Here is a 16,401-nt window from a genome sequence, read left to right as displayed (position 1 = left end):
GGACTCGTCCGCGCCAACATGCGGTGACGAGAAGAGACAAGTGGTCCCGCGAGCGGGGCTCGGAGGGGCCACTTCTCGCTTCTCAGCGGAACGTCCGGGACCGAGGCGACGGGCCGAGCCTGACCGAACCGCCGGGCCTGACCTCGGTCGTGCGGTGCGGGACAGGACGAGCGGTGGGGTCGGACCGTGCGCGAAGGACGTCAAGGCGCACTCCTTCGACCTCCGCCCGGAAGACCAGGGCGACGGTGCGCCAGTCCGAGCGCACGGTCCGACCCCACCGCGGACCCGGCCCTGCGGGCCGTAGATCCCTGCAGACCCGCGGAGCCGGCCCCGCGGGCCGTAGACCGATGCAGACCTGCGGACCCGACCCCGCGGGCCGTAGACCGATGCAGACCCGCGAACCCGGCCTCAGTCCGCCGCCGCGCAGACCGCGCGGACGGCCGCTCCCAGGACGGACGCGTCACGGCCCACGGTCCAGCGCGGGGTGCCGTCGGGGCCGCGGTGCTCAAGGTAGGTCACCGCGGTCGCGCCGCTCCCGCTGCCGACGGACTGCTGGGTGAGCGAGAGGACCTCCACCGGGCGGCCGAGGCGGGCCAGCGCGTCGACGAGGGCGTCGACCGCGCCGGTGCCCGTCCCGGACGTGGCGACGCGCTCGCCGTCGACCGTGACCTCGAGGTCGAGGTGCTCCGTCCCGTCGTCGGCGCGCCGGCTCGTCCACACGACGGGCGCGACGGCGCCCGGGCGCGCGTAGGCCGTGTCGAACAGCGTGAGGAGGACGTCGGGCGTCACCTCGGCACCGGTGGCGTCGGCGTGCTCCTGGACACGGCGCGCGAGGTCCACCTGGAGGCCCCGGGGCAGGTCCAGGCCGTGGACGGACTGCAGCACGTACGCGACGCCGCCCTTCCCGGACTGGCTGTTCACGCGCACGAGGGCCTCGTACGACCTCCCGAGGTCCGCGGGGTCGACCGGCAGGTACGGCACGCGCCAGGGCGCGACCGCGGGGTCGAGGCCGGCCGCCGCGGCGTCGGCCCGGTGCCGCGCCATCCCCTTGCGGATCGCGTCCTGGTGCGTGCCGGAGTACGCGGTGTGCACCAGCTCGCCCACGTACGGATGGCGCGGGTGGACGTCGATCCGGTTGCACGCCACGACGACGTCGCGGATCGCGTCGAGGTCGGAGAAGTCGACCATCGGGTCGACGCCCTGCGCGTGCAGGTTGAGGCCCAGCGTCACGAGGTCGACGTTCCCGGTGCGCTCGCCGTTGCCGAACAGGCACCCCTCGACGCGCTGCGCGCCCGCGAGGACCGCGAGCTCGGCGCACGCGACGCCGGTGCCCCGGTCGTTGTGCGGGTGGACCGAGAGGATCACGCCCTCGCGCCGCGCGAGGTTCCGGTCCATGTACTCGATCTGGTCGGCGTAGACGTTGGGCGTCGCGACCTCGACCGTGGCGGGGAGGTTGAGGACGACGGGCCGCTCGGGCGTCGCGTCCCAGAGCGTCGTCATGCGGTCGCACACGTCGAGCACGTAGTCGGGCTCGGTGAGGTTGAACACCTCGGGCGAGAACTCGAACCGGACGCGCGGGTCGTCGCTGGCGTGGCGCAGCACCTCGGTCCCGGCGTCGGTGATCAGCCGGGCGAGCTCCTCGCGATCGCGGCCGAGCACCACGTCCCGCCAGGCGGGCGCCGTCGCGGTGTACACGTGGACGACGACCGGGTTGCGCAGCCCGCGCACGGACTCGACCGTGCGCGCGATCAGGTCGGCGCGCGCGGCGGTGAACACGACGACGGTCAGGTGCTCGGGCGCGAGGTCGGTCTCGGCGAGCAGGCGCACGAAGTCGAAGTCGGTCTGCGACGCCGACGGGTAGCCCACCTCGATCTCGGTGTACCCCATCGCGACGAGCAGCTCGAAGAAGCGGCGCTTGCGCGCCGGGTCCATCGGTTCCGCGAGCGCCTGGTTGCCGTCGCGGAGGTCGACAGGGACCCACAGCGGCGCCTGGGTGAGCCGGCGGTTCGGCCAGCGGCGGTCGGGCAGGTCGGGCACGTCGACACGGGCGTGGACGTCGGCGTAGCGGGACGACGGCATGGGCGACGGGCGCTGCCGGTTCCACGGCGGCGTCGTCGTGGCGGCGGGGCGGTCCGTGCGGGCGGGGGTGGCGGAGACGGTCATGGCGGTCCTTCGGCTGGAGCCCCGAGGTGGCGGGGCGCGGGACGACCGGCGCACGACGGACCCCCACGGCGGGGGGCCGGTCCGGTCAGACCCCGCCGTGGCGTCGAAGGAGGAGCGCCGTCCAGGACATGCGGGGTACGCTAGCGTCGATCAAGTCCTCAGACAACCTGAGAGGTTTCCATGACCGCGCTGCAGCGACGCCCGCTGGCCGACCAGGCGGCCGAGCTCCTGCTCGAGCGCGTGCGCTCCGGTGCCTGGCCCCTCGACCACCGGCTGCCCGGGGAGCAGGCGCTCGCCGCCGAGCTCGGCGTCGGCCGATCGACCGTCCGCGAGGCGATCCGCCAGCTCGCGGGCCGCGGCGTCCTCGACAGCAGGCAGGGCTCGGGCGTGTACGTCGTCTCGACGGACACCGCCGACGACTGGGACGAGGTGCTGCGCCGCGGCGAGATCGTCGACGTGCTCGAGGTGCGCGCGGCGCTGGAGGCGGAGGCCGCGGGGCTCGCCGCCGCGCGCCGCACGCCCGCGGACCTGCGCACCATGACGACGGCGCTCGCCCGCCGCGGGCAGGTCGCGGCGACGTCGTCGCCCGCCGACTACGTGGACGCGGACCTCGCGTTCCACCGGGCGGTCGTCGACGCCGCGCACAACGCCGTGCTGGCCGAGCTCTTCGCGACCTTCGTCCCTCGCCTGCGCCGCGCGATGGTCGCGATGGTCGCCCTCGACCGGGCGGGCGAGGCGCACCGGCACGACCAGGACGCGCACGAGGCGATCCTCAAGGCGGTCCGCGACCGCGACGCCGTGCGCGCGTCCGGGGCGGCGCGCGAGCACCTCGCAGCCGTCCACGCGAAGGTCGCCGGGCGCGGCCCTCGCGCGGCGGGTGGTGACCGGTGAGCGCCGAGGTCTTGTCCTTGCGCGGCGTCGACCTGGTGCGCGACGGCCGCGCGATCCTCGACGGCGTCGACCTCACCGTCCGGGCCGGCGAGCACTGGGCGCTCCTGGGACCCAACGGCGCCGGGAAGAGCACGATCCTCGGGATCTGCGGGGCGCGGCGGCACCCGACGCGGGGCACGGTGCACGTGCTCGGCGAGCGCCTGGGCCGGGTCGACACGCAGACCCTCCACCGCCGCATCGGCCACGTGGACCCCCGGCACGACCTGCGCTCGCCGCTCACCGTGCTCGAGGTGACCCTCACCGGTCTGACCGGGACCGTGGACTGGCGCCCGCGCTGGCGCCCGACGCCCGACGAGGTCGACCTGGCCCGAGGGCTCGTCGCCGACCTGGGGCTCGCCCACCGTGCGCACGACCCCTGGCCGACGCTGTCGCAGGGCGAGCGCGGCCGGGCCCTCGTGGCGCGCGCCCTGCTGCCCGACCCCGCGCTCCTGCTCCTCGACGAGCCGTCCACCGGGCTCGACGTCGCGGCGCGCGAGCAGCTCCTGGAGACGCTGGACGCCGTGCGCGCGACCCGCCCGCGGGTCGCGTCGGTGCTGGTGACGCACCACCTCGAGGAGCTGCCCACGACGACGAGCCACGCCGTCCTCCTCGCGCACGGCCGCGTCGTCGTCGCGGGACCCGCCGCGGACGTGCTCGTCACGGAGCACGTCACGCGCTGCTTCGCGCACCCGGTGCACGTGGAGCGCCGGTTCGGCCGGTGGCACGCATCGGCGGGGCACGCGCGCCCGCCCCGGCTGGTGGGCGACGACCCGGCCGCCGCGACGGCGGCGCCCGGCACGGGACCGACGGCGACACCCGCGACGGCGCGGACGACGGCCGGGGCCGCGGGACGACCCTAGGCTGAGGTCATGCACGCGATCGTGGCCCGCGCGGCGGGCGGTCCCGAGGTCCTCGAGTACACCGAGCTGCCCGACCCGTCGCCGGGCCCGGGGCAGCTTCTCGTCCGCTCCGCGGTGGCGGGCGTGAACTTCATCGACACGTACAAGCGCTCCGGCGTGTACGCGATGGACTACCCGCACGTCGTCGGGAGCGAGGGGGCCGGGGTCGTCGCCGAGGTGGGCGAGGGGGTCGAGGGGTTCGCGGTCGGGGACCGCGTCGTGTGGACCGAGGCGCCGGGGTCGTACGCGGAGCTCGTCGTGGTGGACGCCGGGCAGGCGCTGCACGTGCCCGACGCCGTCTCGCTCGAGGACGCGACCGCCGTGGCGCTCCAGGGGCTCACGGCGCACTACCTGTGCACGTCGTCGTACCCCGTCCGCCCGGGCGACCGCGTGCTCGTGCACGCGGGCGCGGGCGGCGTCGGGCTGCTCCTGACGCAGATGCTCGTGGCGCGGGGCGCGCACGTGATCTCCACGGTCTCGACCCCCGAGAAGGCGGAGCTGTCCCGCGGCGCGGGCGCCGAGCACGCGATCCAGTACACGGCGTTCGCCGACCTCACGGCCGAGCTGCCCGAGGTCGTGCGGGGGCTCACGGGCGGCGAGGGCGTCGCGGCGGTGTACGACTCGGTCGGCAAGGACACGTTCGACGCGTCGCTCGCGTCGCTGCGCCGCCGCGGCACGCTCGTCCTCTACGGCGGCTCGTCGGGGCAGGTCCCCCGTTCGACCCGCAGCGCCTCAACGCGGGCGGCTCGCTGTTCCTCACGCGGCCCAAGCTCGCCGACCACACGGCGACGCGCGCCGAGCTCGTCGAGCGCGCGACCGAGGTGCTCGGCGCCGTCGCGGGCGGCACGCTGCACGTGCGCGTCGGCGCGACGTTCCCGCTCGCCGACGCCGCCGACGCCCACCGCGCGCTCGAGGGACGGGCGACCACCGGCAAGGTGCTGCTCCGGCCCGCCGGGGCGGACGACGCTCCCGCCACCACGACCGGCACGACGACCGGCACCGCGTGAGCTGGGACTGGGTGCCGCCGCGTCCCGGCGAGGAGGACGGCTCCGACGGCGGCCCCTCCCCCGCGCTGCGCCGCACCGTGACCGTGCTCGCCGTGCTGCTCACCGCGGTGTTCGTCGTCTACTACGTGACCGTGGCGGTGCGCCAGCAGGCGGACGCGTGCGTCGCCGACCGGCCCGCGGGCGTCGCGGTGCAGGACGTCGAGGCACGGTGGCGCTGGGTCCCGCCGGGCTACGCGTGCGAGTACGCCACCGCCGACCAGGACGTCGCCCGCGCCTGACGCGTGAGGCACCCCCACCACGACCGACGAGGACCGATGACCGACCTGCACGACCGCCCCCTGACCCTGCTCGGTGCCTACGCCCTCGCGGGCGTCCCCGACCCGGGCGGCTGGTACGCCGCCCTCGACGAGGACGGCCTCGGCGGCCTCGAGCACCCCGTCGACCCGGACGACCCGGGCGCGCTCGCGACGACCGCGGCCGCGCTGCCGGCGCACTGGGCGCTGCTGCCGACGACGGTCGCCGCGACGGCCCGCCGCGCCGGGGCCGACCGCTCCTACGGCCTCGCGTCCGACGACGAGGAGGGTCGGCGCGAGGCGGTCGACGGCGTCGCACGCGTCCTCGCGGCCGTGACCCGGCTCGCCGAGGCGGAGGGTCGACGGCGCGTCGTCGCGGTCGAGCTCCAGTCCGCGCCCGGTCCGGGCCGCGGCTCCGGCGCGGCGCTCGCGCGCAGCCTCACCGAGCTCGCCGCCGTCGCGCCCGCCGGGCTGCCGCTCGTGGTGGAGCACTGCGACGCACCACGCCCGTGGGGCGTCGCGGAGAAGGGCTTCCTCGCGCTCGACGACGAGATCGCCGCCGTCGCGCGCGCGGCCCGGGACACCGGCCACCCCCTGCACGTCGGGCTCAACTGGGGCCGGTCCGCCATCGAGGGGCGCAGCGCCGCGACGCCCGTCGAGCACGCGCGGGCGGCCGCGGGCGCGGGCCTCCTCGCGAGCGCGATGCTCTCCGGTGCCGCGGGCCGGCCCGGCCGGTGGGGCGCGCCGTGGGCGGACGCGCACGTGCCGCCTCACGGTCCGGACCCCGCGCTCCCCGGCCCGGACGAGTCGATGCTCGGCCCGGCCGAGGTGCGCGAGTTCCTCGCCGCGGCCGGGCCCGTCCCGCTCGTCGGCGCGAAGGTGACGACGCGGCCCGCGGACGCCCCGCCCGCGCAGCGCCTCGCCGTCGCGCGCGCGACGCTCGCCGTGCTCCGCGACGCGCTGGCCGACCTCGACACCGACCGCGGAGCCGACCGCAGGGCCGCCCACGCACCGAGCCGCCCCACGGCCTGAGCGCGTCCCGCGGGCCGGGCGCAGGCACGTCACGGCAGCCCGGGCTCGCCCGGTCGGCCCGGTCGGCCTGGGCTCAGCCCGGCCGCACGGGCGCCGAGCGGTGCAGGTGGTCCACGGGCCCCCGGCCCGTCCCCACCCGCAGCGCGGCGCCGGCACGCAGCGCGCCCGTGAGCCACTCCTTCGCCTCGCGGGCCGCTTCCTCCCAGCTCGCGCGCTGCGGTCGCAGCGCCGCGAGCGCCGCCGAGAGCGAGCACCCCGTGCCGTGGGTGTGGGGCGTGTCGACGCGCTCGGCGTCGAACGTCGTGACGGTGGCCGCCCCCGGCGCGCGGCCCGTCGTCGGCCCGGGCGCGGGGACGACGAGCGCGTCGGGCGACGTGCGTCCGGTGAGGTGACCGCCCTTGAGCAGCACGACGGCGTCGCTCGCGGTCGCGTACGCCGTCGCCTGGCGCAGGGCGTCGTCCCACGTCGTCGCGGGCTCCTGCCCGCCGAGGACGGCGAGCTCGGGCAGGTTCGGCGTGACGACGTCGGCGCGCGCGGCGAGGTCGCGCACGGCCTGCTCGGCGCCCGCGTCGAGCAGGCGGTGGCCGGACGTGGCGACCATCACCGGGTCCAGGACGACCCAGGGCCGCGGACCGCCCGCGGCGGCGCGCGCCGCGGCGAGGTCGTCGAGCCACTCCCCGACGGTGCGGGCGTTCGCCTCGTCCGCGACCATGCCGATCTTCACGGCGTCGACCTCGACGTCGTCGGACACGGCGTCGAGCTGCGCGCGCAGGAACGCCGGCCCGGGGACGTGCACCGACCGCACGCCGTGGGTGTTCTGCGCGACGAGCGCCGTGGTGACGGCCATGCCGTAGGCGCCGTGCGCGCAGAACGCCTTGAGGTCGGCCTGGATCCCGGCGCCGCCGGTCGGGTCGGTCCCCGCGACGGAGAGGACGCGGGGGCGGGACGGTGCCGGGTCGGGCCGACGGCCCGGGTCGGGCCGGCGGTCACGGTCCGCGGGAGCGGAGGCCGGGTCGGAGGTGTGCCGAGGCAGGGCGAGCGTCATCGCGCGGACATCCCTTCGCTGGTACGAGCCAGATCAGGTTCGACGGGTCTCATCTCAGCCCCGGTGCGGGGCACCCCGTGTCGCGGGCCATGCTACGCGGCGACCCGTCGCTTTTCACCCGCCCCGACGCGTGAGACGACGCGCGTGCGCGCGTCTTTCCGGGTATGACGCAGCACGTCGCCCCCGCGACCCGCCCCTTCCTGCCGGACGCGCCCGTCCCGGTCCAGGTGCCCGCCCTCTGCACCACGTACGACCGCGACGGCCGGCGGGTCGTGCTCACGGGCGTCGTCACGCACGACGCGGGTGGCCTCGTGGCGTTCGAGTACGAGCACCCCGAGCGGGGCCTGTGGCACGTGTGGGTCGACCGGGACGCGTGCGTCCCGCTGTGACCCGGTGCCCGGACGCACGGACGCCGCCCGACCGGGGGGTCGGGCGGCGTCGGCCGTACGGGGCGCGTGCGCTCAGCGGGCGGGGAGCTCCCCCGGCATCGGGTCGTCGGAGCCCCAGCGCGTGACGCGCAGCCGACGGCCGTCGGGACCGGGCAGCGCGACGCCCGCGCGGGCGGCCTCCTGGGCGGCCGCGCGGAGCGACCCGGGCGAGTCGTGCGTCACGCGCACGAACGACCCCGAGAACGCGTCGAGCTCGCCGCGGGCGATCGCGACGACCATCTCGACCGTGCGCTCGACGGGCGTCCACTCCGTGCGGCCCTCGTGCATGACCATGGACGCCGTCATGTCGGTCTGCACGACGCCCGGCGACACCTCGAAGGTCCGCAGCCCGAGCGCGTGGCCCGAGCGGTGGAGGTTCGCCCCGAGACGCAGGAGCGCCGTCTTGCTCGCGTTGTACGCGCTCGCGCCCTCCATGTCGTGCGAGCCCGCGCCGCTGTTGAGGTCGACGACGCGGCCGCCGCCGCGCGCGAGCATCCCGGGGACGACGGCGCGCGCGAGCAGGAACGGCCCGCGCACGTTGGTCTCCAGGACGGCCCACCACTCGTCGGGGTCCGCCTCCCAGAGCGGCACCTCGGCGTCGACCCGGCCCGCGTTGTTGACGAGCAGGTCCACGCTCCCGAGCGCGGCCTCGGCCTCGCGGACGGCCGCGGCCACCGCCGCCGCGTCGGTCACGTCCGCCGTGACGACGACGGCCCGGCCCGCGCCGTCGAGCGCGGCGATTTCGTCGGCCACCCCGGCGAGCCGGCCCGCGTCGCGCGCGAGGAGCGCGACGTCGAGGCCGGACGCGGCGAGCCCGACGGCGACCGCCCGGCCGATGCCGCGCGACGCCCCGGTGACGAGCGCGGTCCGTGCGGGCGCCACGTCCGGCGTCGTGCCCTCCCCCGGTGCGCCGCTCATGCGCGCAGCTCCGCCCCGACGCGCTCGCGCGCGGCGGCCACGGCGCCCTCCCGGACCCGCGCGACGTCGTCGGCGGTGAGGGTGCGGTCCGCGGCGCGCAGCCGCAGCGAGAACGCGAGCGACTTGCGCCCGGCGCCCACCTGCTCGCCCGTGAAGACGTCGAACAGCACGACCTCCTCCGCGAGCTCGCCGGCGCCCTCGACGACCGCGGCGCGCAGCGCCTCGGCCGGCACGTCGGCGGCGACGACGAACGCGAGGTCCTCCTTCGCCGCCGGGAACCCGGAGACCGGGGTCGCCTGGACGGGCTCGTCGGACGCACCCGCGACGAGCGCCGACAGGTCGAGCTCGAACGCCACGGAGCGGGCGGGCAGGCCGACGTTCTCGAGCACCTTGGGGTGCAGCTCGCCCGCGTGCCCGACGACCGTCCCGTCGGCGAGCTCGAGGCGCGCGCAGCGGCCCGGGTGGAACGGGGCCCGCGCGGTGTCGGCGACCACGCGCACGGCGTCGTCCCCCCGCAGACCGGCGCGGTCCGCGACCAGGCGCGCCGCGTCGAGCGCGTCCGTCCAGTCCGCCGGCCGGCCGGAGCCCCACCAGCCCGCCCGCTCGCGACGACCGACCAGGACGCCCGCGACGTGGCGCGGCTGCGCCGGAAGGGCGGCCTCGATCGCGGCGAGGTCGTCGTCGGAGGGACGCACCCCGCCGGGCAGCGACGGCGCGGCCGGGGCGCCCGGGCGCGGGTGCGTCACGAGCCCGACCTCGAAAACGGCGACGTCCCCGAGCCCGCGGCCCACGTTGCGGCGCGTGGTCTCCAGGAGCGTGCTCAGCACGTCCGTGCGCATCAGGGGACGGTCGTCGGCCAGCGGGTTGAGCAGGCGCAGCGCCCGGCGGCGCTCGTCGTCCGCGGGGATCCGCAGCGCGTCGAGCTCGCTCTCGCCGACGAACGGGTAGCTCAGCGTCTCGACGAAGCCGTGCTCAGCGAGCGCGCGGGCGACCGAGCGGCGCACGCGCTGCTCGCGCGTGAGCCCGCGGCCGCCGGGCGCCGCGGGGAGCACCGACGGGATCTCGTCGTACCCGACGAGGCGCGCGACCTCCTCGACCAGCTCGGCCGGCTCGGTGAGGTCGGGGCGCCACGACGGCGGGGTCACGACGACGACGCCCGTCGCGGCGGCGTCGTCCGCGTCGACCGTGCACCCGATCGCCCCGAGCGTCCCGACGACCTGCTCGAGCGTGTAGGGCACGCCGACGAGGCGCTCGGCCTCGCCGACGGGCAGGTGGATCGGGGCGGGCGCGGTCACGCGGTCGAGGTCGCTGACGGCCGGGTCGGCGGTCCCGCCGCCCAGCTCGACGAGCAGGTCGACGACGCGCTGCGCCGCGACCGCGGGCAGCAGCGGGTCCACGCCGCGCTCGAACCGCTTCGCGGCCTCGCTCGACAGCTTGTGGCGGCGCGACGTGCGCGCGACCGTCACGGGGTCGAAGTGGGCGGCCTCGACGAGCACCGCCGTCGTCTCCGGCCCGACCTCCGACGAGGCACCGCCCATGACGCCGGCGAGACCCAGGACGCGCGCGCCGCGCGCACCGTCGGGGCTGTCGGTGATGAGCAGGTCCTCCGGGTCGAGCGCGCGGTCCACGTCGTCGAGCGTCGTGAGCCGCTCGCCCGGGGCGGCGCGCCGCACCACGACGGGGGCCGCGACCTTCTCGAGGTCGTACGCGTGCAGCGGCTGCCCGAGGTCGAGCATGACGTAGTTCGTCACGTCGACCGCGAGCGAGATGGGCCGCATGCCCGACGCCGTGAGGCGGCGCTGCATCCACGCGGGCGTCTGCGCCGCGGGGTCGAGCCCGCGCACGACGCGCGTGACGAACCGGTCGCACCCGACGACGCCGTGGACCGGCGCCGCGTCGTCGACCTCGACGGGGAAGCCGTCGGGCGTCGCCGCGGGCGGGGGCGTGGGCAGGGAGCCGGGCAGGCCCGGGTCCGTGAAGCGCGCGCCCGTCGAGTGCGAGAACTCGCGCGCGACACCGCGGTAGGAGAACGCGTACCCGCGGTCGGGCGTCACGTTGATCTCGAGCACCTCGTCGCCGAGCCCGAGCAGCGCGACCGCGTCCTGCCCCGGGGTGAGGTCCTCGGCCGCGTACCCGAGCCGCGGCAGCACGATGATGCCGTCGTGGTCCTCGCCGAGGCCGAGCTCGCGCTGCGAGCAGATCATGCCGTCGGACACGTGCCCGTACGTCTTGCGGCTCGCGATGGGGAACGGACCGGGCAGGACGGAGCCCGGCAGCGCGACGACGACGAGGTCGCCCGGCGCGAAGTTGTGCGCGCCGCACACGATGCCGCGCGCACCGCCCGCCGGCACGTCGGCCGGCTCGACGCCCTTGATCTCGGCGGCGTTGTGCTCCGGCCCGACGTCGACCAGGCACCAGTTGATCGTCTTGCCGTTCTTCTGCGGCTCGGGCGTCATCTCCAGGACGCGCCCGACGACGAGGGGACCCGTCACGGCCGCGCCGTGGATCGCCTCCTCCTCCAGGCCGACGCGGACGAGGTCGGCGGCGAGCCGCTCCGCGGTGAGCCCTGCGGGCAGCTCGACGTGGTCGCCCAGCCAGTCGATGGCGACGTACGGCATCAGATCTCCGTTCCGAACTGGGCGGAGAAGCGCACGTCGCCCTCCACCATGTCGTGCATGTCCGCGATCCCGTGGCGCAGCATGAGCGTGCGCTCGATGCCCATGCCGAACGCGAAGCCGGAGTACTCGTCGGGGTCCACCCCGACGGACCGCAGCACGTTCGGGTTGACCATGCCGCAGCCGCCCCACTCGATCCAGCCCGGTCCGCCCTTCTTCTGGGGGAACCACAGGTCCATCTCGGCGCTCGGCTCGGTGAACGGGAAGTACGCGGGCCGCAGGCGCGTGCGCGCGTCGGGTCCGAACATCGCGCGCGCGAACGCGTCGAGCGTGCCGAGCAGGTGCGCCATGGTCAGGCCCTTGTCGATCGCCAGGCCCTCGACCTGGTGGAAGACGGGCGTGTGCGTCGCGTCGAGCGCGTCCGTGCGGAACGTCTTGCCCGGGCACGCCACGTACAGCGGTACGCCGCGCTCGAGCAGCGAGCGGGCCTGGACGGGCGACGTGTGGGTGCGCAGCACGAGGTTCGACGGCTCCGCGCCGTCCTCGCCGTCCGGGCCGGCGACGTAGAACGTGTCCTGCATCTGGCGCGCGGGGTGGTCCACGCCGAAGTTCAGGGCGTCGAAGTTGAACCACTCCGCCTCGACCTCGGGGCCCTCCGCGATCTCCCAGCCCATGCCGACGAAGAAGTCCGCGACGCGCTCCTGCAGCGTCTCGAGCGGGTGCCGCGCGCCCGCGGGGACGCGGTCCACGGGCAGCGTGACGTCCACGGCCTCCTCGACGAGGACGCGCTCGTCGCGCTCGGCCTCGAGCTCGGCCTGGCGCGCGGCGAGGGCCTGGTTGAGCCGGCCGCGCAGCGGGCCGAGGAGCTTGCCCGCGGTCTTCTTGTCCGCGGGGGCGAGCGACCCGATCTGGCGGTTCGCGAGCGCGAGCGGGCTGCGGTCGCCCGCGTGCTCGGTGCGCACGCGCTTGAGCGCGTCGAGGTCGCCCGCAGCGGCGACGGCGGCGAGCGCGGCGTCGAGCGCGCGCTGCAGCGCGTCGGCGTCGAGCGGGGAGGGTGCGGTGGTGGTGTCCGGTCCGCCGTCGCCCGCGTGGGGGGTGACGACGTCGGCGTCAGGGCTGGACATGCGTGCCTTCCTGGCGAGGGCGGGACTGCGGGGAGCGGACGACGGCCGGCGTCGACCCGCGGCACGCGCCGCTCGGGGCGGGGCGTGCGGGGCGCGCACGTGCGCGCGTCGCCGTCATTCTAGGGCGCCCGTCCGGGCCAGGACCCGTCCCGCCACGAGGCGGGCGGGGAGCACGCGTCAGTCGCGCGGGCCCGTGACGGGCCCGGGAAATCGACGACCACCGCGCAGGCTCATGCGCCCCATCCTCGCACAGGCCGGTCCGGGCGGACCTGGACGACGGCGGCGCTCACCGCGCGGCGGGTCCGAGCGGCAGGGTCCGCAGCGTCCGGTGCACCGGGTGCCCGGACGCGTCGCCGAGGTCGGACTCGACGAGGTGCAGGGCGTCGGCCGTCCACCCCGGGCCGGCGTACACGGCGAGGGCCGCGGCGGGCGCGGCGAGCGGGTCGCCCGCGGTGCGGTCGGGACGGGTCGCGCCGCGACCGCGCGCCCGGCGGTTCGCCTGGCGCGCCCCGGCCGCGGCCCGCGCGACGGTGAGGTGCGCACGCTGCCGGGGACGGCGGTCCACCCGGACGCCCGCGTCGCCCGCCGCCTCGGCGACCGCGGCGCTCAGCGCCCGCAGGGCGTCGGCGCCGTCCCCGCCGACGCCGACCCACAGGACGCGGCGGTCGAACACGCCCGCGCCCCGGAGCCGGAGGTCGAGCGGTGCGGCGTCGTGCGCGACCGGCTCGAGCGCCGCCGCGAGGTCGGGGACGGCCCCCTCGGGCACGTCGCCGAAGAACGACACCGTGAGGTGCCACAGTTCGGGGGACGTCCAGCGGACGAGCGGTGCGCCGTCGGGCCGGCGGGCCTCCTGGGCGTGCGCGTCCGCGAGGGCGAGCGCGAGGTGGTCGAGCGCCGCGGCGCTCGGGTAGAGCGCGGCGAACAGTCTCACGCGCCGCCCTCCGGGTCGGCGCCCGGGCCTCGGGCGGGCCGGTGCGCGCGGCTGGAGGCGTAGAGGCAGACCGTCGCCGCCGTCGCGAGGTTCAGGGACTCGGCCCGGCCGCGGATCGGCACGCGCACGACGGCGTCGGCCAGCGCGCGGTCCTCCGGGGGCAGCCCCCACGCCTCGTTCCCGAAGACCCAGGCGGTCGGCGCGGCGAGGTCGACCGGGCGCTCCGTACCGGCGCCCGCGGCGCCGGCCACGTCGAGCAGGTCGTCGAGGTCGAGGTCCCCCGCGCCGTCGGCGGCGAGGACCGCGAGCCCCGCGCCGCGCAGCGCGGCGACGGCCTCGGCCAGGCTCACGCCCGTGACGACCGGGAGGTGGAAGAGCGACCCGGCCGTCGAGCGCACGACCTTCGGGTTGTGCACGTCGACGCTCTCGCCGGCGAGCACGACGGCGTCGGCCCCGGCGGCGTCCGCCGCGCGGACCACGGTCCCCGCGTTGCCCGGGTCCCGGACCGTCGCGAGCACCGCGACGAGCGCCGGGCGGTCGCGCCGCGCGAGCGTCGCGACGACGTCCTCCAGCCGCGGCGCGTCCGCACGCACGACGGCGAGCACGCCCTGCGCGTCGGCGCTCATCGCCGCCAGCACCTCGGGCGTCGCGCCGTGCACGTGCAGCCCGGCCGCGCGCGCGTCGGCGACGATCTCCGGGTGCCGCTCCGCCGCAGCGGGCGTGACGTAGACGTCACGGACCTGGTCGGGGGCGTGCCGGACCGCCTCGCGGACGCCCTGCGGGCCCTCCACGAGGAGCTGTCCGTGCCGTGAACGCGCCGGACGCCCGGCCAGCGCACGGACCGCCTTGACCCGGTCGCTGCGAGGATTCGTCAGCGTGGGGTCGAGCGGGCCGGGCGCCGGACGGGCGTCCGTGGCCGACGGGCGGCCGAGCGAGGCGCTGGTCAGGCTGCGGCCTTGGGCGCGTTGACGTCCTCGGGGAGCGCGTCCTTCGCGACCTGGACGAGCGCGTTGAACGCCGCCACGTCGTTGACCGCGAGCTCCGCGAGCAGGCGACGGTCGACCTCGACACCCGCGGCCTTGAGGCCCTGGATGAGGCGGTTGTACGTCAGGCCCTGGGCGCGCGACGCAGCGTTGATGCGCTGGATCCACAGCTTGCGGAAGTCGCCCTTGCGCGCCTTGCGGTCACGGTAGGAGTAGACGAGGGAGTGGGTGACCTGCTCCTTCGCCTTGCGGTAGAGGCGCGAGCGCTGGCCGCGGTAGCCGCTGGCGCGCTCGAGGGTCGTACGGCGCTTCTTCTGGGCGTTGACCGCCCGCTTCACGCGTGCCACGTGATGCTCCTTGCAGTTCGGGGCTCAGGGGTGAGCCGGTCGGTGGCGGGTCCCGCCACCTGCCGGGTCACTTGCCGAGCAGCTTCTTGATGGACTTGACGTCGGCGGGCGAGACCACCTGGTCGGCAGCGAGGCGGCGCTTGCGCTTGGTCGCCTTGTGCTCGAGGTAGTGACGGGCGTTGGTCTGCTCGCGCATGACCTTCCCGGAACCCGTGATGCGGAAGCGCTTCTTGGCACCCGAGTGCGTCTTGTTCTTCGGCATGACTGCCGTCTCTCCTTGTGTCCGGTCAGCCACCTCGCGGTGGCCGACGTGTTCGGGTCCGGGCCGGTGGGCCCGGACCCCGAGCAGGGTCCGTCCGTGGTGCCGGTGTCAGCCCGCCTTGCCGCGCGGCGTCGGCTTGGGTGCCGGCTTGGGCGCGGGGCGCGGGGCGCCCGGCTTCGGCGCGGCGGGCCGGGGTGCTGCGGGCTTCGCGCCGTCCGACGACGCGGGCGAGGCCGCGGGCGTCGGGCGCGGCGCCGCCGGCTTCGAGTCCGCCGCCGGCCGAGCCGCCGGACGCGGGGCAGGCGCCGACCGCGGAGCCGGAGCCGACCGCGGGGCAGGCGCCGACCGCGGGGCCGGAGCGGAGCGCGGGGCCGGAGCGGCCTGCGCCGGCGCCTCGGCCGGGGCGGGCTCCTCGGCCGGGGCGGCAGCCTCGACCGCGCCCGTGGACTCCGTCGCCTCGACCGCGTCGGTGGCCTCGACAGTCTGCGTCTCGACCGCCTCGGTCTCGTCGGTCACGTCCGCGTCGTCGCCCGAGCGCGCCGCGGCGCGCTGAGCGGACTTGGTGAGACGCGGCTCGGCCTCCTGCGCGCGCTTGCGCTGCTCGCTCTTGGCGTCGGCCTTCTTCTTCACCGGGCCGAGCACCATGGTCATGTTGCGCCCGTCCTGCTTCGGCATGGACTCCACGAAGCCGAGCTCCGCGACGTCGTCCGCGAGGCGCTGGAGCAGGCGGACACCCATCTCGGGGCGCGACTGCTCACGGCCGCGGAACATGATCATGACCTTGACCTTGTCGCCCGCCGCGAGGAAGCGCTCGACGTGGCCCTTCTTGGTGCCGTAGTCGTGCGGGTCGATCTTCAGGCGGAAACGGATCTCCTTGAGGACCGTGTTCGCCTGGTTGCGCCGCGCCTCACGCGCCTTCATGTCGGACTCGTACTTGAACTTGCCGAAGTCCATGAGCTTGGCGACGGGGGCCGGGCGTCCGGGGCGACCTCGACGAGGTCGAGGTCCGCGTCCTGGGCAAGGCTCAGGGCAACCTCGGTGCGGACGACGCCGACCTGCTCCCCGCCGGGACCGATGAGTCGGACCTCGGGGACGCGGATCCGATCGTTGATGCGAGGCTCGCTGATGTGATGCTCCTAGGAAGTCGTCGGTAGACCGCCCGGACACGAAGAAGGCCTCCGTCCCTGGCGCAGGGCGGAGGCCATCAGGTCGGGACGTCACGCGAACGCGACGACCACGGCGGAACGGGTCCCCGAAGGGCCCGCTCCGGACCAGGACCCGGCCTCTGTCGCGACGTGAGTCGACGGTCGAGACCCGGGTGGGATGTCATCCACTTGCGCACCCGCACGCCTTCCCCACCACCCGGAACCGGGCGGTGCGGACACGAACAGGTCGGTCAGCTGTCAAGGATAGCAGAGCGGCCG

14 protein-coding genes, 2 pseudogenes and 1 riboswitch are annotated in these 16,401 nt (G+C 76.6%); of the genes and pseudogenes, 6 read left to right on the top strand and 10 right to left on the bottom strand.

Going from position 1 to position 16,401, the window contains the following annotated elements; all coding sequences use genetic code 11:
- Positions 1-408: 408 nt before the first annotated feature.
- Positions 409-2,163, bottom strand: coding sequence for a 2-isopropylmalate synthase (locus BJP59_RS06765; RefSeq protein WP_228485311.1), 1,755 nt, complete (start codon positions 2,161-2,163; stop codon positions 409-411).
- Positions 2,164-2,343: 180 nt separating this feature from the next.
- Between BJP59_RS06765 and BJP59_RS06760 the strand changes: the two genes are divergently transcribed.
- The 5 genes and pseudogenes from BJP59_RS06760 (at position 2,344) to BJP59_RS06740 (ending at position 6,324) form a co-directional block, all read left to right on the top strand.
- Positions 2,344-3,054 (top strand): FadR/GntR family transcriptional regulator, encoded by a 711-nt coding sequence (locus tag BJP59_RS06760; protein WP_194522532.1) that lies wholly within the window; start codon positions 2,344-2,346, stop codon positions 3,052-3,054.
- Complete coding sequence (locus tag BJP59_RS06755) at positions 3,051-3,953, top strand: ABC transporter ATP-binding protein (protein WP_194522531.1); 903 nt, start codon at positions 3,051-3,053, stop codon at positions 3,951-3,953. The genes BJP59_RS06760 and BJP59_RS06755 overlap by 4 nt, the downstream gene beginning before the upstream one ends.
- Positions 3,954-3,962: 9 nt before the next feature.
- Positions 3,963-4,999: pseudogene (locus BJP59_RS06750) on the top strand (quinone oxidoreductase family protein).
- A complete protein-coding gene (locus BJP59_RS06745) occupies positions 4,996-5,277 on the top strand; it encodes a hypothetical protein (protein ID WP_076406572.1) in 282 nt (93 codons plus the stop codon). Before BJP59_RS06750 ends, BJP59_RS06745 begins: the two are co-directional and overlap by 4 nt.
- Before the next feature lie 36 nt (positions 5,278-5,313).
- A complete protein-coding gene (locus tag BJP59_RS06740; RefSeq protein WP_168946277.1) occupies positions 5,314-6,324 on the top strand; it encodes a DUF4862 family protein in 1,011 nt (336 codons plus the stop codon).
- A gap of 73 nt (positions 6,325-6,397) precedes the next feature.
- Here the strand turns inward: BJP59_RS06740 and thiD are convergent, their stop codons facing one another.
- Complete coding sequence (thiD, locus tag BJP59_RS06735; RefSeq protein ID WP_194522530.1) at positions 6,398-7,369, bottom strand: bifunctional hydroxymethylpyrimidine kinase/phosphomethylpyrimidine kinase; 972 nt, start codon at positions 7,367-7,369, stop codon at positions 6,398-6,400.
- A riboswitch (TPP riboswitch) is annotated at positions 7,363-7,457 on the bottom strand. Its footprint overlaps the gene before it by 7 nt.
- Before the next feature lie 76 nt (positions 7,458-7,533).
- Here thiD and BJP59_RS06730 point away from each other — a divergent pair.
- On the top strand, positions 7,534-7,758 hold the full coding sequence (locus tag BJP59_RS06730; RefSeq protein WP_194522529.1) for a hypothetical protein: 225 nt from the start codon (positions 7,534-7,536) through the stop codon (positions 7,756-7,758).
- 72 nt (positions 7,759-7,830) lie between these two features.
- Here the strand turns inward: BJP59_RS06730 and BJP59_RS06725 are convergent, their stop codons facing one another.
- From BJP59_RS06725 to infC, 8 genes and pseudogenes are all read right to left on the bottom strand, one after another.
- Positions 7,831-8,715, bottom strand: coding sequence for an SDR family oxidoreductase (locus BJP59_RS06725; RefSeq protein WP_194522528.1), 885 nt, complete (start codon positions 8,713-8,715; stop codon positions 7,831-7,833).
- Positions 8,712-11,333: a phenylalanine--tRNA ligase subunit beta gene (pheT, locus tag BJP59_RS06720; protein ID WP_194522527.1), complete on the bottom strand. Its 2,622-nt coding sequence runs from the start codon at positions 11,331-11,333 to the stop codon at positions 8,712-8,714. Before pheT ends, BJP59_RS06725 begins: the two co-directional genes overlap by 4 nt.
- The gene (pheS, locus tag BJP59_RS06715) at positions 11,333-12,454 is read right to left on the bottom strand and encodes a phenylalanine--tRNA ligase subunit alpha (protein WP_194522526.1); all 1,122 of its coding nucleotides are present in this window, start codon (positions 12,452-12,454) and stop codon (positions 11,333-11,335) included. The genes pheT and pheS overlap by 1 nt, the downstream gene beginning before the upstream one ends.
- Positions 12,455-12,740: 286 nt before the next feature.
- The gene (thpR, locus tag BJP59_RS06710; RefSeq protein WP_194522525.1) at positions 12,741-13,385 is read right to left on the bottom strand and encodes an RNA 2',3'-cyclic phosphodiesterase; all 645 of its coding nucleotides are present in this window, start codon (positions 13,383-13,385) and stop codon (positions 12,741-12,743) included.
- Positions 13,382-14,260, bottom strand: coding sequence for a TrmH family RNA methyltransferase (locus BJP59_RS06705; protein WP_076406622.1), 879 nt, complete (start codon positions 14,258-14,260; stop codon positions 13,382-13,384). Before BJP59_RS06705 ends, thpR begins: the two co-directional genes overlap by 4 nt.
- 68 nt (positions 14,261-14,328) lie before the next feature.
- Entirely contained in the window at positions 14,329-14,715 is a 387-nt protein-coding gene (gene rplT, locus BJP59_RS06700; RefSeq protein ID WP_024840664.1) for a 50S ribosomal protein L20, read from the bottom strand.
- A 67-nt stretch (positions 14,716-14,782) separates the two neighbouring features.
- A complete protein-coding gene (gene rpmI, locus BJP59_RS06695; protein ID WP_034653792.1) occupies positions 14,783-14,977 on the bottom strand; it encodes a 50S ribosomal protein L35 in 195 nt (64 codons plus the stop codon).
- A 587-nt stretch (positions 14,978-15,564) separates the two neighbouring features.
- Positions 15,565-16,104, bottom strand: a pseudogene (gene infC / locus BJP59_RS19730) (translation initiation factor IF-3); the annotation flags it as partial.
- Positions 16,105-16,401: the final 297 nt, after the last annotated feature.

The sequence above is a fragment of the Cellulosimicrobium sp. JZ28 genome, assembly GCF_015327065.1.
GTDB lineage: Bacteria > Actinomycetota > Actinomycetes > Actinomycetales > Cellulomonadaceae > Cellulosimicrobium > Cellulosimicrobium funkei.
Note: the sequence above shows the minus strand (reverse complement) of the source record. Positions and strands in the feature narration are given on the sequence as shown.